Genomic DNA, 25586 nt, shown 5'->3' with positions numbered 1-25586 from the left:
GCGCCCGAGACCCCGCTCGTTGAGCGAGGAGCGCAGCGCCCGAGACGAAACGCCTCAGCCCTTGCCGACCTCGGGCGTGGATGCCGCGAGCCACGCGTCGCGCATGAAGCGGCGCACGTCCTCGTCGACCCGGATGTCGCTCGGGCGCAGCGCCCTCGACAGGTAGAGCCCGTCGAGAGACGTGAGACGCGAGAGCGCCACATAGGTCTGCCCCGGCGCGAAGGCCCCGGAACCCAGATCGATGATCGCGCGGTCGTAGGTCTTGCCCTGCGACTTGTGGATCGTGACGGCCCACGCGAGACGCAGCGGGAACTGCGTGAACTCTGCGACCACGTCGCGAGACAGCTTCTTGGTGCTCGGCTCGTACGAATAGCGGAAACGCTCCCAGACGGCGGGGTCGACGTCGACCTCCTCGCCGTCGATCTCGACGCGCACGGTCTCGCCGAGGATGCGGATGACCGTGCCGATCGTGCCGTTCACCCACCGGGGCGGCTCGCCGGACATCGACGTGTCGTTGCGCAGGAACATCACCTGCGCGCCGATCTTGAGCTTCAGCTCCGACTCGGCGGGCAACGAGGCCTCGCCCTTTCCGAACTCGCCGCTGACCTCGGCCCGCGCCGTCTGCTCCTTGCCCGGGAGGGCGGCCAAGTGTCGACTGTTGATCGTGTTCACGATGTCGTTGCGGGTGGCGAGCGTGATCATCGGCACCTCCCCCGGCTCGGGGTCGGGGGGCGTGCGAGCACCCTGCGTGTTCAGCACGCCGGCGATCTCGGCGGTGACCCGCCCGTAGCGCACGGCGTTCAGCATGGCCTTGAATCCGTCATCCGACTGGCGGTGGATCTGCACGAGTTCGCGCACGTGCAGCTCGGCTCGGGTGTCGACCGCGAAGAGACCGCCGTCGTCGTCTGGAGCCTCGCCACCGGCGGCTCCTGCCCAGACCTTGGCGTCGAAGAACCAGAAAGAGCGGTAGTGATCCTTCACGTAGCGCAGCTCGTCGCCCCGCGGCGGCACGGGGGCGAGCTGATACGGGTCGCCGAACATGACGATCTGCACGCCGCCGAACGGGATGCCGCGCTTGCCCCGCGCCTGGCGCAGAGAGCGGTCCATCGCATCCATGAGGTCGGCGTTCACCATCGAGATCTCGTCGATCACGAGCGTCTCGATGGCGTTGAGGATGCGGCGGGTGTTGTCGTTCTGATCTATGTCCGAGTCGCCGATCAGACCGATGGGCAGCCGGAACAGCGAGTGGATCGTCTGCCCCTCGACATTCAGTGCGGCGACGCCGGTGGGAGCGCAGATCGCGATCTGCTTCTTCGTGTTCCACGAGAAGTACTGCAGCAGCGTCGACTTGCCGGTGCCCGCGCGCCCGGTGATGAACACGTGCTCACCGGTGTCCTCGATCAGCCGGAACAGCTCTTGCTGCTCTTCGGACAGGGCGGGAAGCGACACGGATCTCTCACACGGGACGACGGCGGAAAGCGCACGCGGAACACGCGCTCTCCCATGCTACGTGGCGCTGCGGCCCGTCATCCGACGGACACAGCCGAACCGGCCCGTCACAGAGCGACGCCATGCTCGGCTCCGTCCCAGGCCGCCCTCCTAGACTGACGCCATGCAGCAGGTCGAGACGAAGGCGCCCCGGCGTTCGCGCCTCGTCGCCGACCTCGCACTGCTCTCGGTCATCGGTCTGCTGCTCGTCGCCGCTCTCGGCGCCGGCGGGGCCACTCTGTACCGGCAGTTCTACGGGCCCTCCGCGTTCGTGGTGCGCTACCTCGACCTCCTCTCGGAGGGCCGTGCGGCAGATGCCCTGCGCATCCCCGGCGTCGCGGTCGACCGCGAGACGCTCGAGGCAGCGGGCATCGGCGCCACGGCATCCGAGGCCCTGCTCCGGCACTCAGCGCTCGCCCCCCTCACCGACGTCGAGGTGGTGTCCGAGAAGTCCGACGGCGACAAGACCGCGGTGACCGTCTCGTACAAGGCCGCCGAGCACTCGGGAATCACGACCTTCACGGTCGAGCAGGACGGCTGGGCCGGGGTGACGCCGAACTGGCGCTTCACCGACAGCCCTCTCGCGGTGATCGAGCTGACCCTGCGCGGCGCGGATCAGTTCGCGGTGAACGGCTTCGAGGTCGACCGACGGCAGGTGTCGTTCGCCGGCGCCGATGCAGCCCCGCTCGACCCGCTTCCGCTGCTCGTCTTCACTCCGGGGCTGTACTCGGTGACCGTCGACACCGTGATCTCAGACTCCGACGGTGTCGGCGTCCTCGCCGACTCCCCTCTCGCCACGACGCCGGTCGACGTGCAGACCACGCCCACGGCTGACTTCGTCTCGGTCGTGCAGCAACGGGTCGAGGAGTTCCTCACCGCGTGCACGTCGCAGCAGGTGCTGCAGCCGACCGCCTGCCCGTTCGGGCTGCAGGTCTCCAACCGCATCGCGTCGCTGCCTGAGTGGTCGATCGCGAACCAGCCCCAGGTCACGGTCGTCCCCGACGGCGGACACTGGAAGATCCCCCCGACGGATGCTGTGGCGCACGTCGAGGTCGAGATCCGTTCGCTGTTCGACGGCTCCGTGCAGGAGGTGTCCGAGGACGTCGCGTTCCAGGTCAACGGATCGATCACGATCCTCCCCGACGGGTCGGCCTCGATCCGTGTCGGGTCCCCCGACGAGGAGTCGACCGGCTGAGCTGCCCGGCTGGGCGGCCTCGCTCGGGTCAGCGTGCCTGGCGTTCGGCCTCGCGCTGGTCGCGCTCAGCCAGAGCCGCGAGCTTCGCGTTGTACTCCTCGAGCTCGGCCTCACCCGTGCGATCCGCATGCCGGTCGCGGCGCTTCTGCAGCTTGGTGTCGCTGCGGCTCCACTGGATGGCCACGGTGATCGCCAGGATCAGTGTGGGGATCTCGCCGATCGACCAGGCGATGCCGCCACCGATGTACTGATCCTCGAGCGGAGAGGGTCCCCAGGTCCGCCCCATCGAGCCGAACCAGTCGGCGACCATCAGACCCTCCTGCATCATGATCGCGATGCCGAAGAAGGCGTGCATGGCCATGATCGCGATCAGGGTGATGAGACGGCCGGGGTACGGCAGGCGGTACGGCACCGGGTCGGCGCCGATCAGGCTCATCACGAACAGGTAGCCCGAGATCAGGAAGTGAGCGACCATCCACTCGTGGCCCAGGTGCTCGAACATCGACCAGCGCACCAGGTCGGTGAAGTAGAAGGCCCACAGCGACAGGATGAAGATGCCGGCCGCGACGAACGGATGCGTGACCACCCTCGAGAACGGCGAGTGCACCGCCCACATGATCCACTCACGGCCGCCACGGGTGCCGTCGTCGCGCTTGTGGATCGCGCGCAGCGCCAGGGTGATCGGCGCACCCGAGACCAGCAGCAACGGGATGGCCATCGACAGCATCATGTGCCCGAGCATGTGCACGCTGAAGAGGTACTCCTGGTAGGCGTTGATCGGCCCACCCGTGACCCACACGAGCATCAGCATGCCCAGCACCCAGAAGATCGTGCGGTGGACCGGCCAGTGGTCGCCTCTCAGCCGCAGGCGACGGACGCCGGCGAGATAGAAGAACAGGCCGAAGCCCGCGGCGACCAGCCAGAGCACGTCGATGTCCCACGCCGTGAACCAGCGGTCGATCGTGAACTCCGGCGGCAGCGGCGAGCGGGTGAGGTTCTCGGCCGGCGTCTGCACGAAGGCCGCCTCTTCGCCCGTGGGCGGAGGGGTGCGCGCGAGCGCGGCGGCGGTGCCCGAGGCGAGACCCATGAGCGCGACCTCGCACAGCACCAGCATCCAGAACCAGCGCGAGGCGTTCGCGCCCTCGAGACGAGGGATCAGGCGGATGCGGTACCAGGCGCCGAGCAGGCCCATGGCGCCCAGCAGCACCACCTTCGCGAGCAGGATCATGCCGTACGGCGTCCACAGCTGCGAGATGTCGCCGAGGGCGACGAACGAACGGGTGAGTCCCGAGATCGCGACGACGGCGAAGGCCGCGATCGCGAGGCTCGAATAGCGGCCGACGAGATGCGCGGTGCCGATTCCCGAGCGGCCGCGCAGGATCACGACGAGCAGCAGACCGCCGAGCCAGACGGCGGCGCCGATCGTGTGCAGCAGGATCGAGTTGACGGCGATGTTGTGGCCGGACAGCTCACCCGAGTGGCCCTGCGTCGCCAGGGGCAGGAACGATGCGGCGGCCAGGAGCGCCGTGATGAGGGTGGGAGTCCAGGTGCGCCACGCGAAAGCGAGCACCGTGATGACCGAGCCCATGATCGTGGTGATCAGCCAGGACTGTCCGAGAGGCAGCTCCAGCAGGAACCGGCCGAGCTGCTGGCCGAATTCGCGCTCGGCACTCAGCTGCGGGTTGAAGGCCGCCATGAAGGTGAAGAAGCCGCCGATGCCTGCCGTGACCGTGAAGACGGCGGCGCCGATCGATGCCGTGTTGAGCGCGAGGTCGAACGACTTCTCCTCGCTGCGCAGCGCGAAGAGGGCGAGCACGAGGGAGCCGAGCATCGCCGCCGAGGCGATGTTCATCACGAGCTTGGCGATCGGGGTGGCCCACCGCACGAACGGACCCGGGTCCTGCAGCAGCAGCGGCGCCGCTCCCCCGCCGAACGCGAGGGCGATCAGCACGCCGATCAGTGCGGCCGCGAGGAGGATTCCGATTCCGCCCGCGCGATACGCGGAGCTGGTCGGGGTCTGCACGGCACGGGCACTCACACCACAAGCCTAAGCCGCCCCATCGGGGAGAACGCACGAAGGCCGCCCCCGACTGATCGGGAGCGGCCTTCGAAGAGGTGCGGTCTTACTTGACGGCAGCCTTGAGCTTGGAACCAGCGGTCACCTTGACGCGGTGGCCGGCCGGGATCTTGATCTCGGCGCCGGTCTGGGGGTTGCGGCCCGTGCGAGCTGCGGTCGCGACCTGCTCGAACGAGATCCAGCCCGGGATCGAGACCTTGCTGCCCTTGGCAACAGCGTCGGAGACCGAGGAGAACAGCGCGTCGAGGACACCGGAGACGGTGGCCTGGCTCTGGCCGGTGGCGGAAGCGATGCTCGCGACGAGCTCGGTCTTGGTGATGGACTTGTCAGCCATGTCATCCTCCAGCGACGAGGTTCCCGTCGCATCGTTGGTGTTCGGGGGGCTGATGCCCTCCGTTGGTCGAGTGACCGCCTTGAATGTACCAACCACCACCCACATTTCCGCGTCATTTCGCGGGTTTTGGGCTTTTCGGCGGCGTGTCGTGGTGCAGAAGTGACGAATGTGACTCGTGTGGCGGCTTCTCAAGCGCCCGCTTCAGGTGCCGATGCGGCTGCGTTCCTGGCCGCTCCTGCGCCCGCGATCACTGCACGGGTGACGTACTGGGCACCTGATCACTGCCGGAATCCGATGCCGCTGCAGCTGCGGACGCCGCTGCTCGACGCTTCGCCCGGCGGGTCCGCGTCTCCTTGGAGAGCGGGAAGCGAGCATCCAGCTGCGGCTCGAGGACGATCCGTCGCAGTGCGCTGAGGATCACGTAGCCACCGACCCAGTACGACAGGAAGAGGACCAGACCGTACGGGAAGGTGAAGCTGAGCAGGGTGCAGACGATGCCGATCCCCACGTAGAGCCATCGCCAGGCCTTCGTGGTCCGATCGCGCGATGCCTGCTGATCGTCGGTGCGCTGCTGCAGTGAATCCACTCGACTGCTGAGCGCGTCGTCCTCGATCGCGGCGAACAGGTCGCGCACCGGAACCTGCAGCGCATCGGCGACGAGCGAGAGAGTCTCGAGGCTCGCATCCTGCCCCGCCTCGAGCCGCTGCACGGTTCGAAGCCCGACTCCGCTCTCGTTCGCCAGCCGTTCCTGTGTCCATCCCTGCGCCTGGCGCAGCTCGGTGATTCGTGTCGTGTTCATGTGCTCCATGCTCTCGATCGGCCGCCATCCACCGCCACGCCATCGGAGCGCCAGTCAGCCGCCAGTCGGCCGCCACTGATCCGCCACACATCCGCCGGCGGCCGCCCGGCATTCGCTGTGATCCGCCGCCTCATCGAATGCGCCCGTCAGCGCGGGCGGTGCGCGTCGATCACGGAGCGGGCGGTGCGCGCGAAGGCCGGGGCCACGCGATCCTCTCCGTCGAGGTAGCCCCCGACGAGGGCCGCATCGCGCAGCAGCACGAGCGAGGCCGCGACTTCGGCGGGGCTGTCGAGACCGGCCAGCTCGGCGACCCCCTGCAGGGTGGAGCGGAACCACTCCCGGTGCTCCTCGATCAGCTGGCGCACCGCGCCCTCGGCATCCGGGTACTCCGCCGCCGCGTTGATGAAGGGGCATCCCCGCGTGTGCCGGAGGCGGATGTCGGCCGCGATGCCCTCGATCACCGCATCGACCAGCTGGGCGGGGTCGGCGACCTCGGCGCCGGCCTCGGCGAACATCGCCCGGAGCATCTCGTCTTCATTGCGCAGGTAGGCGAGGACGAGATTCTCCTTGCCGCCGAACTGCTTGTAGAGGGTGGCTCTGGTGACGGCGGCCTCCTCGATGATCCGATCGACGCCGACCGCGTGGATCCCCTCCTCGTAGAAGAGCCTCGTCGCGCTGTCGATCAGCCGGGCGCGGGCTGCGCTGGGCCGCTTCGGAGCGTCGGCGTGTGGGGCATCGGTCATCGTCGTGCGAGTGGTGGTGTCCATGGTGATCCCTCTCATCGTGTCATCCGAACCCCGGTTTCGAACCGCGACTTGTGAATTTTGGGGAATACGTTGCGGTAGATAGAACGTTCGGTCTACTATCAGCGTAACGCACTCGCACCCGGCGGGGCAGACAAAGGAGAAGAGACAATGAGCAGCACCGAGAAGACCCCGATCGTCCTCATCCACGGACTCTGGATGACGCCGAAGAGCTGGAACACGTGGGCAGAGCGCTTCCGGGCACAGGGCCACGAAGTGATCGTGCCCGGCTGGCCCGGCATCGACGACCGCTCGGTCGAAGACATCCGCCGCGACCCGTCGGCACTGAAGGGCATCGGCCTGAAGCAGATCGCCGACAACTACGAGCGCATCATCCGCGCGCTCCCCGTGAAGCCGATCATCATGGGCCACTCCTTCGGCGGGGTGCTCACCCAGATGCTCGCCGACCGCGGACTCGGTGCCGCCTACGTGGGCGTCGCCCCCGGACAGACCGCCGGCGTCACCGCCCTCCCCCTCTCGACGCTGTGGACCGGAACCCCGATCCTGTCGAACCCGTTCGGCATCAACGGCGCCAAGCCGCTGTCGAAGCGCCACTTCCACTTCACGTTCGGCAACGACCTGTCGCGCGCGGCATCCGACGCCCTCTGGGAGGAGTACGCCGTGAACTCCTACAACAAGGTCTTCTTCGAGGGCGTGACCTCGGTGCTCAATGAGAAGGGCGGAGTCACCCACGTCAACTACTCCCGCACCGACCGCGCTCCGCTGCTCGTCATCACCGGCGAGATCGACCACGTCGTGCCGCCGGCCATCGGTCGCGCGATCGTCAAGAAGTACCGCTCCTCCGGCAGCCCCGCCACCGTCGAGTACAAGGAGTACGCAGGCCGCACCCACCGACTCGTCAGCCAGGACGGCTGGGAGGAGATCGCCGACTACGCGCTCACCTGGGCGGTGGCGCACGCGACAGCATCCGTCTGATGTGGGGCGCTGGCCCTCCGGGGCGCCCTCCCCCTGGGAGGAGGACTGCCTCTCGGGAGGAGAGATCTGCGGATTTCCTCCTCCCGAGGCGCAGTTCTCCTCCCGAGGGGTCGGTCACATTCAGGCCGCAAGATGAAGTCGCTGCCCGATGGCGGCCAGAATGACCTGCTGCACCTGTGCCCACTGTCCCATCAGCTGGTCGTAGCCGATGCGGATCACGTGATAGCCGTGCAGCGTCAGCAGGGCGTCATGGGCGATGTCGCTCGTGCGCTGCTGCCCGACATGGTGTCCGCCGTCGATCTGGATGACGAGACGTTCGCCGATGACGAAGTCAACCCGATGGCCGAGTATCCAGACCTGCGGCACCACGGGGATTCCCAACCACCGCAATCGCGCCTGGAAGATGCTCTCCGTACCGGAATCGGCGAACGGCCGGGCATCGGCGAGTAGCCGTCGGGCCTTCGGCGGAAGCGGAGCTCGCTTGAGCATCCCCGGGTCCACGAGAGACTGCCGCATGGCCGACTCCCATGTCGCCAGCGCGCTCTCGTAAGGCTGGCACCCTGCGACCACGATCAGCGCATTCTCGAGTGAATCCTCCCGTGAGTCGGGGTTCCGCGGAAACACCGGCTCGTTCCAATGGATCGTTCCGCGCGCGACCGTCACATGACCCGACCTCGCCGGTGCGGCGACATGCGGTTCGGAGGCGTCGAGCACCCACAGCCCCCTCCGCGCCGCGAGAGTGACGCAGCTCAGGACCACCCCACGGCGCGCAGCAGCCAGAAGCATCGGGTCGGCGCCAGGCAGCGCGACCCACCCCCGGCGCACAGAGATGACCTCACCGCGTTGCACTGCGGACCGAATGGAATGCCGGCTGACGCCGAGCCGACTCAGCGTCTCGGTGCGGGCCACGCCATCGTACTGAGCCAGGGCCTGTGTCGGGGTCACTCATCGAGGATCGCTGATGACGGCATCCGAGTTTGGCGCGATTCCCACGAATCGTGCATCGCGCAGATCGTTCGCTGCCACGTGCAGAAGATGTGGCGCTGCCGCACGCCGACACCCTCCCACCCCCGTCGTAACTACTCCGCGCTTCGTCGTGCGCCTCGGGAGGAGGACTGCGCTTCGGGAGGGGAAGATCCGCGGATCTGCCCTCCCGAAGCGCAGTTCTCCTCCCGGGAGGCGCGAGGGGGCGCAAAGACTCGGGCGGCGCGAGGGATGCGGGACTCAAAGGTGTGGGACACGCAAGGGGCGGCGGCGCGGCGGCACGCCCGAAGAAGTACGAAAGGGGCGAGGATCCCGAAGACCCTCGCCCCTCCCGGCTGTCTGACGGCTTACTGCACTCTGCGACGGGGAATCGCGAGAGACAGGATGCCGGCGACGAGCAGGAGTCCACCGGCACCCAGAAGGATGCCGTCGACCTCACCGCCCGTGGCAGCCAACGCCGCCGCCCGCGCCGGCGCCGTCAAGGGCGCAGACGCATCCGATGGGGAGATCGGATCGGCAGCGGCTCCGGATCCGGGCTGGGGGCCCGCCTCCGGCGTGGATCCGTCACCGGGCTGGGGGCCCGGAGCGGAAGTCTTGTGGATGCTGACGGCGACCGGCGTGCTGACATTGCCGACGCGGTCGGTCTGGGCGACCGAGAGCTCCTGGTCACGGTCCTCGAGAGCGGGGATGACACAGGTCCAGGTGCCGTCGGTCTCGACGGTGGTGGAGCACACGACGGTGCCGGCGTCGTCGCGCACCTCGATGGTCGCGCCCTGCTCTCCCGTGCCGACGAGCTCGACGGGCTCACTGAGATCCTGCTCACCCTCGGGGCCGGCCACGGTCGGCGGGTCGACGAGTGCGTCGACGAGCACGATGCCGCCGAGGTTCATCGAATCTCCGTCGACTGAGCTCTGATATGCCGAGAGTCGATTGATTCCGTGCGCGAGGGGCGTTGTCGGGATGACGCTCCATCTGCCGTCCTCAGCGACCACGGCAGTGCCGATCAGGGCGCCCTGATAGATCGACACGTGCACCGTGGCTCCGACGACACCGGTTCCGGTGACGGCCGCCGTCGGTCCGATCGCCATCGAGGGGGTATCGAAGACGGGGGCGGCGACGAATGCGCGCTCGTCCACCGGCAGGATCTCGGGGGCCGGGTCAGCGGGCACGTCACTCGCAGGCGGTTCTGCGTCGACGGGGGTCTCGACATCCGACTCGGTCGGAAGCGGGGCCTCGGAGGACGAGTCGATCGGAGCTTCGGCCTCGACCGGTGCGTCCTCAGCGGGGGCAACGATGGCCGCCGCCGTGAGGGAGTCGGCCGTGGCGTCATCGGAGGCGGAGGCCGCCGCGGACGCGGGTGCGGCGAAGCCGATGATGGATGCTGCCGCGATGGCGATGCCGATCGCGACTGCGGCACCGGAGGTAGCGCGTGGTCGCGGCGCGTGGCGCGCGGAGGAGTTCGGGATGGTCATGGGGTTCCTTCGATAGGTCTTCGCGACGGTGTCGCGTACGCCGGCTCCAGAACTCTCGATCCGACGGATCAGCGGGTGGCTGATACCCCAAGAATACATTAATATTTCAATAACGCCAAGTACTAATATTTCTTACCTCCGCAAAGTGCTCACGAAGACGCCCACGAGGGCGAAGCACACTCCCCGGGACACACGCCGCCCGGGCACAGCGAAAGGGGCGAGGATCCGAAGATCCTCGCCCCTTTCGGCTTGTCTGCTGAGACTTACCAGCTCGACTTGGTGACACCGGGCAGCTCGCCACGGTGTGCCATGTCACGGAAGCGGACACGCGAGATGCCGAACTTCGTGAGGACACCGCGGGGGCGGCCGTCGATGACGTCGCGCGAACGCACGCGAGCCGGCGACGCGTTGCGCGGCAGCTTCTGCAGGCCGACGCGTGCGGCCTCGCGGGCCTCGTCGGTGGCGTTCGGGTCGACCAGGGTCTTCTTCAGCTCGGCGCGACGCTCTGCGTAACGCTCGACGATGACCTTGCGCTGCTCGTTGCGAGCGATCTTGCTCTTCTTAGCCATTGATCAACGCTCCTCTCGGAATTCGACGTGCTGACGGATGACCGGGTCGTACTTCTTGAGCACGAGGCGGTCGGGGGTGTTGCGGCGGTTCTTCTTCGTCACGTACGTGTAACCCGTACCTGCCGTCGAGCGCAGCTTGATGATCGGACGTACGTCCTGAGCCTTCTTGGCCATTAGAGCTTCACACCCTTCGCCTGGAGGTCCTTGACCACGTTCTCGATGCCGCGGACGTCGATCACCTTGATGCCCTTGGCGGACACGTTGAGCGTGATCTTACGACCGAGCGAAGCGACGAAATAGGTCTTCTTCTGCACGTTCGGGTCGAAGCGACGCTTCGTCCGGCGGTGCGAGTGCGAGACGTTGTGACCGAAGCCGGGAACAGCTCCTGTCACCTGGCACACTGCTGCCATGATGTGACTCCTTCTATACCGTGAGGCCGGACGGCCTCACCCAAGATCCCTTGTCTGCGCGCCACCCCGCATCGCCGATTTCTCGGTGGAAGAAGGGGAAGCACGCGAACTACGCACAGGAGTGTGCGCAGACAAAGAGTCAGTTTAGCATGGCCCCCAGCCAGACCCGAACGGCCAGCCAGACCCGAACGACCCGTTCAGACTCGAACGGCCTCGAGCAGCATCGCCGCTCCCGGCGCGAGCAGCGGCAGGGGCACTCCGACGGACTCGAAGAACGAACCCGTCGCCTCGATGCCGACATCCAGCCATGCGGGGTCTGACACCTGGTGACGCGACACCGCGCCGAGCTCGTCGCGCACGCGCAGTCGGTACCGCTCCCCCGGCTGCAGTCCGGGGATGCGGGTGCGGGGCGTGAAGCCATCGACCGAGGCGCCCAGACGCACCCACGCGAAGACACCCCGCGATCCATCGACCGCGACCACGCCGTGCAGCAGGGTCTCGTCGTCGACCTCGTCACTGCGCACGGTGACGCCCGAGTGCAGCAGCGGCCGCAGCTCGCGATACAGCGCGGTCCAGCGCGCCAGCGCCGCACGCTCGTCGTCGGTGCATCCGGTGATGTCCCACTCGATGCCGGCGTGGCCGAACAGCGCGGTCGTCATGCGGAACGGCAGGGATGCCGCGCGGTGCGTCGTCTCGGCGACCGGCGGGCCGACGTGCGAGCCCACGACTTCCGGCGGCACGAGCGTGCCGGTCCAGCGCTGGATGCGCTGACGCTCGACCGGGTCGTTCGAGTCCGAGGCCCACACGCGCTGCGTGCGCTGCAGCACTCCGAGGTCGACGCGGGCGCCGCCGCTCGCGCACGATTCGATCTCCAACGACGGGTGCCGCTCGCGCAGCGCGTCGAGAAGGGCATAGAACGCGGTGGTCTGCGCATGCACCGACGCACGGCCGGTGTGCGGCGACACCGCCGCGTGCAGGTCGCGGTTGTGATCCCACTTGATGAAGTCGATCCCGACCTCGGAGACGAGCGCGTCGAGGCGCTCGAGCAGGTAGGCCGCGGCATCCGGGTTCGCGAGGTCGAGCACCTTCTGGTGCCGCCAGGTGGGCGAGTCGGGTGACGCCTGAAGCACCCAGTCCGGATGCTGTGCGGCGAGGTCGGACACCGGATTCACCATCTCGGGTTCGAACCAGAGCCCGAACTGCATGCCGAGAGAGTGCACGTGGTCGGCGAGCGGGCGCAGCCCCTCGGGCCATTTGGCGTGATCGATGTGCCAGTCTCCGAGCCCCGACCGGTCGTCGGGGCGTCCGCGGAACCAGCCGTCGTCGAGCACGAACCGCTCGACGCCGACGGATGCCGCGGCCTCGGCGAGCTCGACGATCTTCGCCGGATCGTGATCGAAGTACACCGCCTCCCACGTGTTGAGCACGAGCGGGCGCGGCGTCGTGGGGTGCGCGGAGAACGCGCGGACCGTCTGATGCAGGCGGGCCGAGACCGAGTCGAGCCCGCTGTCGCCGTAGGTCAGGAACACCCGAGGAGAGACGTAGGTCTCGCCCGCGCCGAGCCGGATCTCGCCGGGAAGCAGCAGCTCTCCCCCACCGAGCACCGCGCCGTGCACACCGGCACCCTCGGGGAGCCTCTCGACCCCGACCTCGAGGTCACCGCTCCACGCGACGTGCGCTGTCCAGAGCTCTCCCCGACGGAAGCCGAACCCGTCGGTGCCGACCGCAGTCAGGTACGGGGCATCGTGGCCGCCACGACCGCGGCGCACCTGACGCAGGTGGGCTCCGTGGCGCAGAGCGCCCCGCTGCGGGTGACGCTCGCCCGTCCAGCGCCCGGTGTGATCGAGCACCTCGGTGGCATGAGCGGGGATCGGCAGCAGGATGCGCGCGGCCAGCAGATCCAGCGGCTCGGCCCGCTCGGCGGCATCCGCGGTGCTCGTCACCGATATCTGCGCGGTCAGCACGCCGACGGCATCCAGCGAGAGGTCGAGCACCACGGATGCACCGGCCGCGGCATCCGTGAACTCCGCCCGCAGCGACGTCGCCGTCGACTCCCACCCGACCGATCGCAGCAGCGGGGCGCTGTGCAGACCACCCCGGTGCCAGGCAAGAGCCGGTGCGCCCGACCACCCGTCGGCCTCGACGGCCAGCAGCGGGAAGGTGCGCGGCGCGTCGAACGAGCTGAAGGTCACCGAGCCGGTCGACGAGCCCGCGAGCGCCTCGAGGTCGGCGCCGTCGAGCGCCGCCCCCCAGTGCAGCAGGCGCGCACTCATCGTGTCGATGACGACGCTCACGCCGGCCGAGGTCAGGTGGACGAGTTCGCTCATTGCCGCTCCAGACGAAAAGGGAGGCCCGCCCGTGAGCATACGGGCGGGCCTCCGAGGGGTGTTACTCCTTGACGGGGATCGACGCTGCCTTGAGCGCGTCGACGGTGGCCGTCTGACCCTTCTCGATCGCGTCGAGCAGCGTGCCGCTGCCCGAGACCGCGGCCTTGAAACCGTCGGACACGTCCGAGTAGGTCTGGGTCATGGTCGGGCCCCATGCGAAGTCGGGCGAGACCTGGGTGGCGGCGTCGGCGAAGACGTCGTAGATCTTCTGTCCGCCGTAGAACTCGACGCCCTCGGCGTAGACCGGAAGGTCGAGGCCCGCTGTGGTGGCCGGGTAGAGGTTGGCGGCCTCGGCGAGCGCGGTCAGCGCCTCATCCGACGTGTTGAGCCACAGCGCGAACTTCGTCGCCTCGAAGAGGTGCTCGCTGCCCTTGAGGACGGCGGTCGACGAGCCGCCCCAGTTGCCGGCGGCGGATCCGCCCTCTTCCCACTGCGGGAGCGGTGCGACGGCCCAGTTGCCCGCCGTGTCGGGCGCGCCGCTCGAGATCGAGTTGGCACCCCAGACGGCGGAGTTCCAGGTCCAGACCTGACCGGAGTTGTAGGCGTTGTTCCACTCGTCGGTCCACGCGGGAACCGTCGCGACCAGGTCGTCGTCGAGCATGCTCTGCCAGAAGTCCGCGACCGTGGCGGTGGCGTCATCGGCCATCGAGACCGTCCAGCCCTCGTCGTCGCTCGAGAACCACTGAGCGCCGTCCTGCCAGGCGAAGCCGGCGAACTGGTTGATGTCCGACTGCGAGAAGTTGGTGATGTATCCGCCGAGGTCGCGGATCTTCACGGCGGCGTCGCGGTACTCGTCCCACGTGGTGGGGATCTCGATGCCGTTCTGCTCGAACAGGTCGGCGCGGTAGAACAGCGCCATGGGGCCGGTGTCCTGCGGCACGCCGTAGACGCCCTCGGTGCCGAGCGTCACCTGACCCCAGGCCCAGTCGACGAACTGGTCTTCGGCGGCGACCACGTCTTCGCAGGCGCTGAGGTCTTCGAGGCCGTCCTGCACGAGGAAGTTCGGCAGGGCGTCGTACTCGATCTGGCCGAGGTCGGGGGCGTCGCCCGCCTTGATCTGGTTGAAGAAGTTCTGGTACGTGCCGCCGTTGCCGTTCGGGCCGGTCTGCACGTCGACCTGGATCTCGGGGTTGGCCTCGTTCCAGATCTCGACGACGTCTTCGATGCCGGGGATCCAGGAGGTGAACTCGAGCGTGACGTCGCCGTCGGCCGGGGTGCAGGCGGCTGCGTCGCCGCCGGTGCCGGAGGTGTCTCCGCCGGACGCCGAGCAACCGGCGAGCGCGAACGCCGAGATGGCGATGACAGCGGCTGCCTTCATCTTCGAATGCTGCATTTCGATCCTTTCGTGGATGCGATGGGGGTGGTGCGGGTGTGTGGTGCGGGTGGTGCGGAGCCGTCCGGTCGGTCCGGTCGGCTGCCTGCTCACTTCAGGGCGCCGGCGCCCAGTCCGTTGCGCCAGAAGCGCTGGAGCAGGAGGAAGGTGACGATCAGCGGGATGACCGACAGCAGAGCGCCGATCAGCACGAGACCGCGGAGTTCTGGCAGCTGGTTCAGCTGGTTGTTCCAGTTGTAGAGACCGAAGACGACCGGGAAGAGGTCCTCGGATCGGAGCATGATCATCGGCAGGAAGAAGTTGTTCCAGATGGCCACGAACTGGAAGAGGAACATCGTCACCAGCGCCGGGGTCATCAGGCGGATGCTGACGGTGAAGAACGTGCGGATCTCACCCGCGCCGTCGAGTCGACTCGCCTCGAGCAGTTCGTCGGGCACCGACGAGGCCGCGAAGATCCGCGCCAGGTACACGCCGAACGGACTCACGATCGAGGGCAGGAAGACCGACCAGAACGTGTTGGTCAGCTGCGCCTGGCTGAAGATCAGGAACAGCGGCAGCGCGAGGGCCGTCGCCGGCACGAGCACGCCGCCGAGCACGATGTCGAACATCAGGTCGCGTCCAGGGAACCGGTACTTCGCCAGCGCGTAGCCGGCCATGGCGGCGAGCAGCGTCGCGATGGCCCCGCCGAGTGCCGCATAGAGCACCGAGTTCATCAGCCAGCGCAGGTACACGCCGTCGCGGTAGGCGAACAGCTCGGCGATGTTGTCGAGCAGATGGAAGTCGGCGAACCACAGCGGAGCGGTGGTCAGGATGTCGCCCGTGTCTTTGCTCGAGGCCACGAGCAGCCACCACAGCGGCAGCAGGAAGTAGACCGTGAACACGGCCATGATCAGCATGGCGCCCGTTCGGGAGATGCCCGACTCGCGAGCGGCCTTTCCGCGCGGGGCCTTGCCGCGCGAGCCCCGACCGGGGGCGACGATCGACATGGTGCTCATGCGTTCTGCTCCTTGCGCTGCATGTACTTCATGAATCCGAACGACAGCACGAAGGTCGTCACGGCGAGCACGACCGAGAAGGCGGCCGCCAGGTTCGTGTTCGGGATGGATGCCGTCGCGTACACGGTCATGTTCGGGGTGAAGGTGCTCGTGACCGCCGAGCTGAACGAGCGGAACACCTGGGGTTCGGCGAGCAGCTGCAGCGTGCCGATGATCGAGAAGATCGCGGTCATCACGATCGCCGGGCGCACCAGCGGGATCTTGATCGACCAGGCGATGCGCCACTGGCCTGCGCCGTCGAGGATCGCCGCCTCGTAGAGCTCCTGCGGGATCGACAGCAGCGCCGAGTAGATGATCAGCATGTTGTAGCCGACGTAGACCCAGGTGACGACGTTCGCGATCGACCACAGCACGAGGTCGGCTCCGAGGAAGTCGATGTTCCTGGTGATGGCGGTGAACGGCGACAGGTTGGGCGAGAACAGCGAACCCCACATGATCGCGGCGATGACACCGGGCACCGCGTAGGGCACGAAGAACGCGAGGCGGAAGAAGCGCTTGCCCCGCACGAGCGGCGAATCGAGCAGCAGCGCGAACAGCAGGGCGAGGCCGAGCATGACCGGCACCTGCACGACACCGAAGGTCAGCATCCGCCCCATCGAGGCCCAGAACGCCTCGTTCTGGAAGACGAGCACGTATTGGGCGAAGCCGCCGAACACCTGCTCGGCCTTGCCGAACGTGCCGTCACGCTCGACGACGAGCAGCGACTGCCAGAACGCGTAGGCGATCGGCACCACGTAGAAGAGGAGGAACAGGATGCCGAACGGCACGATCAGGAAGGCGATGGCGCCCTTGTGCGGGATGCGTCGGCGCCGTCCCTGCGCCTTCGGCGCCGAGGCGACCGCCGGAGCGGTGAGCGTGGTGGTCATACATCCTCCTTGATGATGCGGACTCCGCCTGCCGGGACGAAGCCGGTGGCGGGGGCGTCGGTGACGAGGTCGTGCCCCGTGACGCCGATCTCGGCGGCGGAGTCGCCGTGGTTGATGACGAACAGGAACGAGCCGGCGCCGCCGGTGCGACGCACGACCTCGACGTCGCGGTCGGCACCGGGGATCGGCGCGATGCCCGCATCCGAAGCGAGGCGGGCGATCAGATCGCGGTATGCGATGCGGTCGGGCTGCGTGGCGACGAACCAGGCCGAGCCCTTCCCCGCCTCGCGACGGGTGAGTGCGGGGCCGCCTGCGGCGGGACCGTCGGCGAACGACGCCACGGTCTCGGCATCCGTCGTCTTGAGTCGCTCAGCCCATACCGATCCGCTCGTGCCGTCGGTGAGGAACACGGTCTCTCCGGGAAGCAGCGGGGCGAACTCCTCCGAGCGGATGCCGAGCAGGTCGCGGAACGCTCCGGGGTAGCCGCCGGTGCGCACGCGATCTTCCTCATCGACGATGCCGCTGTAGAAGGTGATGAGAGCCGTGGCGCCGTTCTCGACCGCGCGGGCGATGGCCACGGCATCCGCGTCGCTGATGAGGTGCAGAGCCGGAACGATCAGCAGGCGGTAGCCGTCGAGGTCTGCGCCTGGACGGACGACGTCGGTGGTGACACCGGCATCCGACAGCGCCGCGTGGGCTGCGTGCACCTGGCCGAGGTAGGTGAGCGCCTCGCTCGGGCGGCCCTCGTTCTCGGTTGCCCACCAGCTCTCCCAGGAGAAGAGCAGAGCGGCGTCGGCGGCGACACGGGTACCGGCGACCTCGCCGAGGCGATCGAGCAGACCGCCGAGCTCGACGACCTCGCGCCACTGGTCGGAGTCCTCACCCGCGTGGGGCACGAGGGCGGTGTGGTACTTCTCGGCACCCTGCGTCGACGCGCGCCACTGGAAGAAGCAGATGCCGTCGGCACCACGGGCGACGTGCGAGGCGATGTTGCGCTGCATCTCGCCCGGGGCCTTGGCGAGGTTGTACGGCTGCCAGTTCACGGCGCCGGTCGAGGTCTCCATCAGCAGCCACGGCGCACCCTGCGCGAGGCCGCGGGTGAGGTCGGCGGCGAACGAGAGCTCTCCCCGCGCGTCGTCGAGGCGGCGGTCGAGGTAGTGGTCGTTGGCGATCAGATCCATCTCGGCCGCCCACGACCAGTAGTCGAGGTTGCGGATGTGAGCGGTGACCATGAAGTTGGTCGTGACCGGCACGTCGCTGCGCTCGCGCAGGATCTCAGCCTCGGCGCGGTAGAGCGCGAGCTGCTCGTCGGAGCTGAACCGCTGGAAGTCGAGGATCTGACCCGGATTGCGCAGCGAGAGGGCCTGGCCGGGCACGCGCACGTCGTCGAAGTCGCTGTACCGCTGGCTCCAGAAGGTCGTGCCCCATGCGCGGTTGAGCGCGTCGATGTCGTCGTAGCGATCGCGCAGCCAGCCGCGGAACGCCTCGGCACTGGTGTCGCAGTAGCAGAGCGCGTTGTGGCAGCCCAGTTCGTTCGACACGTGCCAGAGCGACACGGCGGGGTGGTCGCCGTAGCGCTCGACGACGCGGGTGACGACCTCGGCGGCGTAGGCGCGGAAGAGAGGCGAGCTCGGGCAGTAGCCCTGGCGGCCGCCCTGCTGGAAGACGGTGCCGTCTTCGCCGACCGGCAGGATCTCGGGATGCTGCGCGGTGAGCCACGGTGCGGGAGACGCAGTGCCGGTGCCGAGGTTGATGCGGATGCCGCCCTCGTGCAGAAGCCCGACGATCTCGTCGAGCGCGGTGAAGTCCCACACTCCCCTGGCCGGGTTGATCGACGACCAGCCGAAGATGTTGATCGCCACGAGTCCGACGCCGGCCTGCTGCATGAGACGAACGTCTTCGGGCCAGACGCTGCGGCCCCACTGCTCCGGGTTGTAGTCGCATCCGAAGACGAGGCCGCGCCCTGCGGAGAGGGTGGCGATGCGGTCGGACACAGCGGCGGCCATCGGTGACGCTCCTTTGCGGTTCATGTGTGCACGTGCACAGCTCGCGGCATGAAAGCAGCGATCGGGATTTCTGTGAACGTGCACACATCGTCGCATGTCTTCGCGAATCCCGTCAAGTCCAGGTCGCTAGGCTGTCGATCATGAGTACTTCCGCGCGTCGTCGCAGCACCGTGCACGACGTGGCGCGCGTGGCCGGGGTCTCGAGAGGAACCGTGAGCCGCGTGATCAACGGCGGCTACGTGTCGGACTCCGCACGCACCGCCATCGAAGACGCGATCCGGGAGGTCGGCTACGTGCCGAACACCGCGGCCCAGAACCTCGTGCGCCAGCGCACGCAGGCCATCGCGTTCATCGTGCACGAGCCGCACGCGCTGTTCCTCGAAGACCCCAACATCGGCGCGATCATGCTCGGCACCAACGAGACGCTGTCTGAGGCCGACTACCAGATGGTGTGCCTCGTGGTGGATTCCGAGCGAGACACCGAGCGCGTCGCCCGGTATCTGAACGGCGGTTTCGTCGACGGAGCCGTCATCGTCTCGGCACGAGCACAGGACCCGATCACCAAGGCCGTCATGCGGCTCGACCTGCCCGTCGCCTACGTCGGACACCCGCCCGATGTCGATGCCGCCTGGGTCGGCGTCGACAATCGCGGCGCCGCGCAGGCCGTGACGTCACGGCTGATCGCCACCGGGCGCACACGGGTCGGCATGATCGCCGCCGCCCTCGACCGCGACTCGGGCACCGATCGCCTCGCGGGCTTCACCGACGCGCTCGGCGACGCGTTCGACGCGGATCTCGTCGAGGAGGTGCCGCTGTACTCCTACGCCGATGGCGCAGCGGCCATGACCCGGCTGCTCGAGCGAGCGCCCGACATCGACGGCGTGTTCGCTGCCTCCGATGCGGTCGCGGCGGGCGCGATGTGGGCGCTTCGCGAAGCCGGGCGCCGCGTGCCGGAGGATGTGGGCGTGGTCGGCTTCGACAACAGCAGCTGGGCGACGCGCACCACCCCGCTGCTCTCGACCGTCGACCAGCCGGCCGAAGGGCTCGGGGCCGCGGCCGCAGCATCCGTGCTCGCGCAGCTGCGCGACGATCAGCGCCCCCGCGAGGGCATCATGCTGCCGACGCCGGTGGTGTGGAGAGACTCGGCCTGACCCGGGCTCAGGCGTGGTCGAGGGACTCGGTCTGAGCCCCTCTCCCCCAGCGGAACGGCGAGACCGTCGGGTCGCCCGCGATCCAGAACCGCCAGGGGAACGCCGCGGTGCCGGCGATGCCCGCCACCCCGACACGCGGCCCGGTCGCCACGTCGGTGATCGGTTCGTCACGCAGCCACAGCTCGGCGCGGGCGCCCTCGAACTCCTCGCCGGTGACCGCATCGATGCCGTCGTGGATCGGATGCCGCAGCCCCACCGCCTGTCCGAATCGCCCGGGCCCGCGGGCGAGGTCACGCAGCGCGGTCTTCGTGAGAGGCGTCTTCGCGCCGCGGCGCACCGCGACGGCATCCACCCCCGAGACGATCTCGCCCGCGCGCATCAGGATTCCACCCGCCTGACCCTCCGGCCCGCACACGACGTTGACGCACGAATGGATGCCGTGACTGAGGTAGACGTACAGATGCCCCGGCTCGCCCCACATCGTCGCATTGCGTGCGGTGCGGCCCATGCGCGCGTGCGAACCCGGGTCGGCCCGGGTTCCGGTGCCATGCCCGTGATAGGCCTCGACCTCGGTGAGCCGGATGCGCACCTCGGAGCCCGCGACGACCGTGCGCAGCTCGGCCCCGAGCAGCAGCGGGGCGACATCGACCGCCAGCCCGCTCAGCTCGGCGCGGGTGGCGCGGTGCAGCGGATCCGACGACATGGCGTCTAGAACTGCGGAGCCGTCTGGCACCACGAGGCGTCGAAGCCGGTGAGGGCCACGATCTCGTCTCCGGTGCGCAGGTCGAGCAGGTGCGTCTCGAGGTTCTGCGGCAGAGGCAGCAGCATCTGGTCGTAGGGGTTGTCTGCGAGGTCGGGAGCGATCACGACCGCGGCGTACTGCCCGCTCGGCGAGGCGCAGGCCTGCAGGATCGAATCCGTCGAATCGACCTCGACCAGCGGGGTCGCCTTTCCGTCGTCGTCGACCCGCACGACCGCCTGACCCGTCGGCATGCCGTCAGCGGCCCGCGCGACGACGTGACGCAGCGTTCCTCCCGGGAACGGCGTGATCGTGGTGGCGGTTCCGTAGTCGGGATCCGATGCCTCGAGCGGCACCTCCGTGCCGTCGGTGAGGTTCAGCTCGACGACCGTGCCGTCGAGGCGCTCCACGATGGCCGTGTACGTGCCGCGGGAGACGCCCTGGATCGTCGTCGCGAGCCCGAGGGACTGCACACCGGCATCTGTCGAGCGATCGACCAGCGACAGTGCACCGTCGAAGTCGATGAAGAGCACCGCGGCGGTGTCGGGCACGAACTGCCAGACGAAGATGTTCGCCTCTGTGCCGCCGACCTCGGTGACGACGGGCTCGTCGTCACCGCTGAGCGACTGGGTGACGAGCACGCTCGCGCGTCCCTCGGTATCGCTGAGCTCTTTGTCGGAGTAGCTGTAGCCGACGAGTCCGCCGCGGTCCGAGACCTGGATCGCGCCGACATAGCCGACCCCGGGGAGCGGCAGCTCGCGCTGGTTCCCGCCCTCGCGGTCCATCACGAGCAGCTTCGAGCCTTCGTCCTCCTCCAGCGAGACGACGAGCTGCGTCGACGTCGCTCGGAAGTCGTTGATGCTGTCGGCGGTGAACACCGGCACTGCCTCCTCGCCCGAGAGGTCGGTGCGGAAGATCGTGTCCTTGCCCTCGACGTCGCGGTGCAGCAGGAAGATGCTCGACGCGGGAGTCGAGAAGCTCGTCGTGAGGGTCGCGGCGGGTCCGCCTCCGGCGCCCACCGCGTCGGCGATGCTCACGGTGTAGTCGGTGTCGTCGTCGAGCGGCACGGTGAAGCGGATGCCGATGCCGCGGCCGGCCGCATCCAGCGTGAAGGGAACTGCGGGCTCGACCGTCACCTGGGACTCGTCGATCGCCGCAAGAGACTGGTTCGCCGTGAGGATGACGCGACTGCCCGAGGTCTCGATCGCCTCGGTCGGGTTCACCTGCACCTCGGTGATGCGCGGTCCCTGAGTCAGGCTGACGGCGCCGAGTCCGGCGCCGACCAGCACGAGGATGCCGAGCACGGCGCCGAGGGCCAGGAGGAATCGGCGGTCGCGAGGGGAAGCGGGATTATCGGGCTTCGGCTCCTTCGCGGGCTTGGGCTCCTTCGCGGGCTTGGGCTCCCTGGCCGGCTTCGGTTCCTTCGCGGGCTTCGGCTCCTTCGCGGGCTTCGGCGCTTTGGCGGGCTTCCGCTTCTCAGGTGCCGGGGATGACTCGTCGGTCGCAGAGGAAGCGGGGGCCACGTAGTCGATCGAGGAGTGAGCCGCGAACGTGGTCGTCGAGTCGGCATCCGGCGCGACGAAGGTCGAACGCGTCGGCCGCTCGTCACCCTTCGGGCGAGCCGCAGCGCCCCCACCACCGGTCGTTGAGCGAGCCGCAGGCGAGTCGAAACGCGGCTCCGCAGCGGAAGACGCCTCGTCGCGGTCGGCTCCGCCGTCGTCATCAGACGCGGGAGCCGACGCGGCCGCCTCGGCCTCGCGGGCGGCGCGCATCTCGGCGCGCGTGCGAGGCGCCGCCGGCAGGTCGGGGCGCTCGTCGTCAGTACTCATACGGGTCCTGCGGTTCGTCGATCGGCGTGACCGAGTTCGGCTCGACGTGCAGCGATCCGTCGGCATCCGCCTTGATCGTGCCCTCGATCTCGACCCACTGGCCGGTGTCGAACTCGCCGGCATCGATCGTCACGGGCAGTGTCGCCGGCTGCGCGTCGATCACGCAGTGCGTGATGACAAGGCGCGTGAGGTTGACCGCATCGGCGTCCGTGGGGGTCACGAATCCGGTCAGGGTGACCGTCTTGCCGTCGTAGGCGGCGGTGTTGGTCGCCGTCGCGAACACGCTCGCCCAGTCGCCCACGCCGAAGGTCGAGGTGTCGGCGACTCCGAGGGTCACGTCGTCGGCGCCCGCGAACAGCGCGGTCTGCTCGCCGACCCGTGACATCGCGAGCTCGACCGACAGCGATGCGGGCGGCAGCACGAGAGCGGCGACGACGACGCCCGAGGCGATCACCCCGCCCGTCACCGTGCCGACGACGGCGAGGCTGCGGCGCGGTGCGGCCGGTGCATCCGCGTCATGAGCGTGTCCGTGGTCGTGACCGTGATCGTCCTCTTCGCCGAGCGGCAGCGTGCACGACCAGATGGCCCCCGCGAGGGTCACGACGGCCGCGGCGCACGCGAACCACACCGACTCCGGGCTGATGTAGAGGTTGAGCCGGCCGGTGAGACCGAGTCCGAGAGTCACGACCGAGATGACGGTGGCGAGGCCGATGCCGAGCCAGCGCGAGCCGAGGGCGCGGGCGCGAGCGCGGGAGGCCTCGTGATCGGTGTGCGTGCCGGTGTGGGCGTGATCAGACAAAGACGTTCACCCCGATCCCGATCGCGAAAGCGGCGAAGAGCACGACGCCCACGATGCCGACGAGCGTGCGAGTGGTGAAGGTCGTGCGCATGAGCGCGAGCATCTTGACGTCGACCAGCGGACCGACGAGCAGGAACGCCACGAGCGCGCCGGAGGAGAACGTCGAGGCGAACGACAGTGCGAAGAACGCGTCGACGTTCGAGCAGATCGCGACGGTCATGGCGAGGGCCATCATCGCGAGGATCGACAGCACCGGGTTCGATCCGATCGCCAGCAGCACGTCCCGAGGGATGAGCACCTGCACGGCCCCGGCGAGCGCCGAGCCGATCACGAGCGCCGGCATCACCGCACGCAGCTCGACGAGGAACTGGGTCAGGCTGCGACGCACCGGGGTGCCCGGTTCATGGGTGACGCGGTCGCACGTGTCGATGAACCGCTGCGTGAGCAGCGAGTCGGGCGAGGGGTGACGACTGTAGATCCAGCCGATCAGGTTCGCGATCAGGTAGCCGCCGATCAGGCGGGCGACCAGGATGCCGTCGTCGAAGCCGAACGCCGCATGCGTGGTGAGAATGACGATCGGGTTCACGATCGGAGCGGCGATCAAGAAGGTGAGCGCCTCGGCGGGGGCGAGGCCCCGCATCATCAGGCCGCGGGCGAAGGGCACGTTGCCGCATTCGCATACCGGGATCAGCATGCCGAGCAGCGACAGCACGGCGCGACGCGCCCAGGCGCGCTTCGGAAGCCAGCGGTGGATGACGTCGGCGGGCAGCCACACCTGCACGACGATCGACAGCAGCACGCCGAGGATCACGAACGGCAGTGCCTCGATCAGCACACTCAACGCGAGCGTCAGGCCGTCCTGCGCCCTGTCGGGAAGACTGGCGGCGAACAGGGTCGGCACGAACCGGTCGACCAGGAACAGTGCCGCCACGATCGCAGCGCCGAACCCCACCCCGACCCACGGCGAGCGCGGGGATCGGGAGGGTCGGTGCGAGTGCACAGTCCGTGGAGCGGCCTGGGTGGTCACGCGTTCGCTGCCTCTTCGGCATCGCGCTTGTTGGTGCAGGAGGCGCACAGTCCGAAGATGTCGACGACGTGCGCGGCATCCGTGAATCCATGCAGAGCCGCGGTGCGATGCGCCCACTGCTCGACGTCCGTGGCCTCGATCTCGACCGTGAGCCCGCAGTTGCGGCAGATCAGGTGGTGGTGGTGGCCCTGCGTCGTGCAGGCGCGGTAGAGCGCCTCGCCTTCGGGGCTCTGCAGCGAGTCGGCGTCGCCGGCTGCGGCGAGTCCGGCCAGGGCCCGATAGACCGTGGCGAGGCCGATGCCGGTGTTGTCGTCGCGGAGCGAGGCGTGCAGGTTCTGCGCGCTGACGAATCCTCGCGCATCGGCGAGGGCTTCGCGCACGCGATCGCGCTGCCAGGTGTTCCGCTGAGCCATACCGACGATTCTAGGCGCGCCGCCCTTGCCGGGCCCTGGGAGCGTCAGGCGCGCACGCGGCGCACCCCGCCGCGTGCGCGCTGGACGATCCAGCACACGACGTAGATGGTGAACGACAGGGTGGTGATGTACGGACTCACCGGCAGGGTGCCGGCGAGCGCGAGCAGGATGCCGCCGACGGCCGACACGAAGCCGAACAGTGCCGCGAGCAGCGGCACGGCCACCGGCCCCGCGGTGATGCGCATCGCGGCGGCCGCAGGTGTCACGAGCAGTGCCATGACGAGCAGTGCTCCGATGATGTGCACGCTGACCGCGACGATCAGGCCGAGCAGCACCATGAACAGCAGACTCACCGCACGCGTGGGCACGCCGCGGGCGGCGGCCGACTCGGGGTCGAGCGAGTCGAAGCGCAGCGGGTTCCACATGAGCAGCAGTCCGAGCAGCACGACGATGCTGATGCCGAGCAGCCAGCCGAGGTCGGGGCTCGAGACAGAGACGATCTGCCCGGTGAGCAGGCTGAAGCGGTTGGCGCTGCGTCCGTCGTAGAGCGACAGGAACAGGATGCCGAGGCCGAGGCCGAACGGCATGAGCACGCCGACGATCGAGTTGCGGTCGCGGGCCTTGGCCCCGAGGACCCCGATCAGGATCGCCGCGACCAGTGCGCCGCCGAGAGACCCGACCACCACGCTGCCGCCGAACAGCAGCGCCGCGGCGGCACCGGCGAACGACAGCTCGCTCACCCCGTGCACGGCGAATGCGAGGTCGCGCTGCATCACGAAGACGCCGATGAGTCCGCCGACGATGCCGAGCACCGCTCCCGCGATGATCGAGTTGGCGAGCAGGGCGACGAGCTCGCCGTAGTCCTGGAACGAGAAGACGTCGCTCCAGTCGACCGCGTGGACGATGCCGGTCAT

24 protein-coding genes are annotated in these 25586 nt (G+C 68.6%); 3 read left to right on the top strand and 21 right to left on the bottom strand.

Features of this window, described 5'->3' with window-relative positions:
• Positions 1-54: 54 nt before the first annotated feature.
• The gene (locus tag ASF63_RS08430; protein WP_056511964.1) at positions 55-1449 is read right to left on the bottom strand and encodes an ATP-dependent DNA helicase; all 1395 of its coding nucleotides are present in this window, start codon (positions 1447-1449) and stop codon (positions 55-57) included.
• Between the two features lie 163 nt (positions 1450-1612).
• On the opposite strand from ASF63_RS08430, the gene ASF63_RS08425 reads away from it, so the two are divergent.
• Positions 1613-2683, top strand: a complete 1071-nt coding sequence (locus ASF63_RS08425; RefSeq protein WP_056511961.1) for a hypothetical protein — start codon at positions 1613-1615, stop codon at positions 2681-2683.
• 28 nt (positions 2684-2711) lie between these two features.
• On the opposite strand, the gene ASF63_RS08420 is transcribed toward ASF63_RS08425, so the two are convergent.
• From ASF63_RS08420 to ASF63_RS08405, 4 genes are all read right to left on the bottom strand, one after another.
• The gene (locus tag ASF63_RS08420) at positions 2712-4721 is read right to left on the bottom strand and encodes a cytochrome c oxidase assembly protein (protein ID WP_082477963.1); all 2010 of its coding nucleotides are present in this window, start codon (positions 4719-4721) and stop codon (positions 2712-2714) included.
• Between the two features lie 85 nt (positions 4722-4806).
• Positions 4807-5094: an HU family DNA-binding protein gene (locus ASF63_RS08415; protein ID WP_042541574.1), complete on the bottom strand. Its 288-nt coding sequence runs from the start codon at positions 5092-5094 to the stop codon at positions 4807-4809.
• A 247-nt stretch (positions 5095-5341) separates the two neighbouring features.
• Entirely contained in the window at positions 5342-5893 is a 552-nt protein-coding gene (locus ASF63_RS08410; protein ID WP_082478023.1) for a helix-turn-helix domain-containing protein, read from the bottom strand.
• Positions 5894-6039: 146 nt separating this feature from the next.
• Positions 6040-6660: a TetR/AcrR family transcriptional regulator gene (locus tag ASF63_RS08405; RefSeq protein WP_082477962.1), complete on the bottom strand. Its 621-nt coding sequence runs from the start codon at positions 6658-6660 to the stop codon at positions 6040-6042.
• Positions 6661-6807: 147 nt separating this feature from the next.
• Here ASF63_RS08405 and ASF63_RS08400 point away from each other — a divergent pair, with 147 nt between their 5' ends.
• Complete coding sequence (locus ASF63_RS08400) at positions 6808-7632, top strand: alpha/beta hydrolase (RefSeq protein WP_056511957.1); 825 nt, start codon at positions 6808-6810, stop codon at positions 7630-7632.
• 120 nt (positions 7633-7752) lie between these two features.
• Here the strand turns inward: ASF63_RS08400 and ASF63_RS08395 are convergent, their stop codons facing one another.
• The 10 genes from ASF63_RS08395 to ASF63_RS08350 all read right to left on the bottom strand — a co-directional run bounded on the left by ASF63_RS08395 (position 7753) and on the right by ASF63_RS08350 (position 18714).
• Positions 7753-8577, bottom strand: coding sequence for a DUF559 domain-containing protein (locus ASF63_RS08395; protein ID WP_056511954.1), 825 nt, complete (start codon positions 8575-8577; stop codon positions 7753-7755).
• Between the two features lie 386 nt (positions 8578-8963).
• Entirely contained in the window at positions 8964-10088 is a 1125-nt protein-coding gene (locus ASF63_RS08390; RefSeq protein ID WP_056511951.1) for an Ig-like domain-containing protein, read from the bottom strand.
• A 263-nt stretch (positions 10089-10351) separates the two neighbouring features.
• Positions 10352-10657: a 30S ribosomal protein S14 gene (rpsN, locus tag ASF63_RS08385; protein WP_017829734.1), complete on the bottom strand. Its 306-nt coding sequence runs from the start codon at positions 10655-10657 to the stop codon at positions 10352-10354.
• A 3-nt stretch (positions 10658-10660) separates the two neighbouring features.
• On the bottom strand, positions 10661-10831 hold the full coding sequence (rpmG, locus tag ASF63_RS08380) for a 50S ribosomal protein L33 (protein ID WP_017203558.1): 171 nt from the start codon (positions 10829-10831) through the stop codon (positions 10661-10663).
• A complete protein-coding gene (gene rpmB / locus ASF63_RS08375; RefSeq protein ID WP_042540533.1) occupies positions 10831-11067 on the bottom strand; it encodes a 50S ribosomal protein L28 in 237 nt (78 codons plus the stop codon). The genes rpmG and rpmB overlap by 1 nt, the downstream gene beginning before the upstream one ends.
• 197 nt (positions 11068-11264) lie before the next feature.
• Entirely contained in the window at positions 11265-13394 is a 2130-nt protein-coding gene (locus ASF63_RS08370; RefSeq protein WP_056511949.1) for an alpha-galactosidase, read from the bottom strand.
• A gap of 61 nt (positions 13395-13455) precedes the next feature.
• Positions 13456-14787, bottom strand: a complete 1332-nt coding sequence (locus ASF63_RS08365; protein ID WP_056511946.1) for an ABC transporter substrate-binding protein — start codon at positions 14785-14787, stop codon at positions 13456-13458.
• Positions 14788-14876: 89 nt separating this feature from the next.
• On the bottom strand, positions 14877-15782 hold the full coding sequence (locus ASF63_RS08360) for a carbohydrate ABC transporter permease (protein WP_396653429.1): 906 nt from the start codon (positions 15780-15782) through the stop codon (positions 14877-14879).
• Positions 15779-16708, bottom strand: a complete 930-nt coding sequence (locus ASF63_RS08355; RefSeq protein WP_056511942.1) for a carbohydrate ABC transporter permease — start codon at positions 16706-16708, stop codon at positions 15779-15781. The genes ASF63_RS08360 and ASF63_RS08355 overlap by 4 nt, the downstream gene beginning before the upstream one ends.
• Positions 16705-18714, bottom strand: coding sequence for a beta-galactosidase (locus tag ASF63_RS08350; RefSeq protein WP_056511938.1), 2010 nt, complete (start codon positions 18712-18714; stop codon positions 16705-16707). The genes ASF63_RS08355 and ASF63_RS08350 overlap by 4 nt, the downstream gene beginning before the upstream one ends.
• A 140-nt stretch (positions 18715-18854) precedes the next feature.
• Between ASF63_RS08350 and ASF63_RS08345 the strand changes: the two genes are divergently transcribed.
• Complete coding sequence (locus tag ASF63_RS08345) at positions 18855-19865, top strand: LacI family DNA-binding transcriptional regulator (protein WP_056511935.1); 1011 nt, start codon at positions 18855-18857, stop codon at positions 19863-19865.
• Between the two features lie 7 nt (positions 19866-19872).
• Here ASF63_RS08345 and ASF63_RS08340 read toward each other — a convergent pair whose 3' ends face one another.
• From ASF63_RS08340 to ASF63_RS08315, 6 genes are read right to left on the bottom strand one after another with little or no spacing between them, the layout of a single operon-like run.
• The gene (locus ASF63_RS08340) at positions 19873-20568 is read right to left on the bottom strand and encodes a DNA-3-methyladenine glycosylase (protein WP_056511932.1); all 696 of its coding nucleotides are present in this window, start codon (positions 20566-20568) and stop codon (positions 19873-19875) included.
• 5 nt (positions 20569-20573) lie between these two features.
• Positions 20574-22433, bottom strand: coding sequence for a hypothetical protein (locus ASF63_RS08335; protein ID WP_235560746.1), 1860 nt, complete (start codon positions 22431-22433; stop codon positions 20574-20576).
• A complete protein-coding gene (locus ASF63_RS08330; RefSeq protein WP_082477957.1) occupies positions 22423-23232 on the bottom strand; it encodes a TIGR03943 family putative permease subunit in 810 nt (269 codons plus the stop codon). Before ASF63_RS08330 ends, ASF63_RS08335 begins: the two co-directional genes overlap by 11 nt.
• Positions 23225-24232, bottom strand: a complete 1008-nt coding sequence (locus tag ASF63_RS08325; protein ID WP_056512908.1) for a permease — start codon at positions 24230-24232, stop codon at positions 23225-23227. The genes ASF63_RS08330 and ASF63_RS08325 overlap by 8 nt, the downstream gene beginning before the upstream one ends.
• 23 nt (positions 24233-24255) lie before the next feature.
• A complete protein-coding gene (locus ASF63_RS08320) occupies positions 24256-24672 on the bottom strand; it encodes a Fur family transcriptional regulator (RefSeq protein WP_042540517.1) in 417 nt (138 codons plus the stop codon).
• 44 nt (positions 24673-24716) lie between these two features.
• Positions 24717-25586 carry a metal ABC transporter permease gene (locus ASF63_RS08315; RefSeq protein WP_056512904.1) on the bottom strand — a complete coding sequence of 290 codons (870 nt, stop codon included), beginning with the start codon at positions 25584-25586 and terminating at the stop codon, positions 24717-24719.

Source organism: Microbacterium sp. Leaf320, assembly GCF_001423485.1.
Lineage (GTDB): Bacteria > Actinomycetota > Actinomycetes > Actinomycetales > Microbacteriaceae > Microbacterium.
This window is presented reverse-complemented; position numbering and strand designations above follow the sequence as displayed.

Excerpts from the sequence above, each read along its gene's own strand:
- ASF63_RS08425 (WP_056511961.1), top strand. The coding sequence starts at position 1,613 with ATGCAGCAGGTCGAGACGAAGGCGCCCCGGCGTTCGCGCCTCGTCGCC.
- ASF63_RS08415 (WP_042541574.1), bottom strand. The coding sequence starts at position 5,094 with ATGGCTGACAAGTCCATCACCAAGACCGAGCTCGTCGCGAGCATCGCT.
- ASF63_RS08410 (WP_082478023.1), bottom strand. The coding sequence starts at position 5,893 with ATGAACACGACACGAATCACCGAGCTGCGCCAGGCGCAGGGATGGACA.
- ASF63_RS08405 (WP_082477962.1), bottom strand. The coding sequence starts at position 6,660 with ATGGACACCACCACTCGCACGACGATGACCGATGCCCCACACGCCGAC.
- ASF63_RS08400 (WP_056511957.1), top strand. The coding sequence starts at position 6,808 with ATGAGCAGCACCGAGAAGACCCCGATCGTCCTCATCCACGGACTCTGG.
- ASF63_RS08390 (WP_056511951.1), bottom strand. The coding sequence starts at position 10,088 with ATGACCATCCCGAACTCCTCCGCGCGCCACGCGCCGCGACCACGCGCT.
- rpsN (WP_017829734.1), bottom strand. The coding sequence starts at position 10,657 with ATGGCTAAGAAGAGCAAGATCGCTCGCAACGAGCAGCGCAAGGTCATC.
- rpmG (WP_017203558.1), bottom strand. The coding sequence starts at position 10,831 with ATGGCCAAGAAGGCTCAGGACGTACGTCCGATCATCAAGCTGCGCTCG.
- rpmB (WP_042540533.1), bottom strand. The coding sequence starts at position 11,067 with ATGGCAGCAGTGTGCCAGGTGACAGGAGCTGTTCCCGGCTTCGGTCAC.
- ASF63_RS08370 (WP_056511949.1), bottom strand. The coding sequence starts at position 13,394 with ATGAGCGAACTCGTCCACCTGACCTCGGCCGGCGTGAGCGTCGTCATC.
- ASF63_RS08365 (WP_056511946.1), bottom strand. The coding sequence starts at position 14,787 with ATGCAGCATTCGAAGATGAAGGCAGCCGCTGTCATCGCCATCTCGGCG.
- ASF63_RS08360 (WP_396653429.1), bottom strand. The coding sequence starts at position 15,782 with ATGAGCACCATGTCGATCGTCGCCCCCGGTCGGGGCTCGCGCGGCAAG.
- ASF63_RS08355 (WP_056511942.1), bottom strand. The coding sequence starts at position 16,708 with ATGACCACCACGCTCACCGCTCCGGCGGTCGCCTCGGCGCCGAAGGCG.
- ASF63_RS08350 (WP_056511938.1), bottom strand. The coding sequence starts at position 18,714 with ATGGCCGCCGCTGTGTCCGACCGCATCGCCACCCTCTCCGCAGGGCGC.
- ASF63_RS08345 (WP_056511935.1), top strand. The coding sequence starts at position 18,855 with ATGAGTACTTCCGCGCGTCGTCGCAGCACCGTGCACGACGTGGCGCGC.
- ASF63_RS08340 (WP_056511932.1), bottom strand. The coding sequence starts at position 20,568 with ATGTCGTCGGATCCGCTGCACCGCGCCACCCGCGCCGAGCTGAGCGGG.
- ASF63_RS08335 (WP_235560746.1), bottom strand. The coding sequence starts at position 22,433 with ATGAGTACTGACGACGAGCGCCCCGACCTGCCGGCGGCGCCTCGCACG.
- ASF63_RS08320 (WP_042540517.1), bottom strand. The coding sequence starts at position 24,672 with ATGGCTCAGCGGAACACCTGGCAGCGCGATCGCGTGCGCGAAGCCCTC.
- ASF63_RS08315 (WP_056512904.1), bottom strand. The coding sequence starts at position 25,586 with ATGACCGGCATCGTCCACGCGGTCGACTGGAGCGACGTCTTCTCGTTC.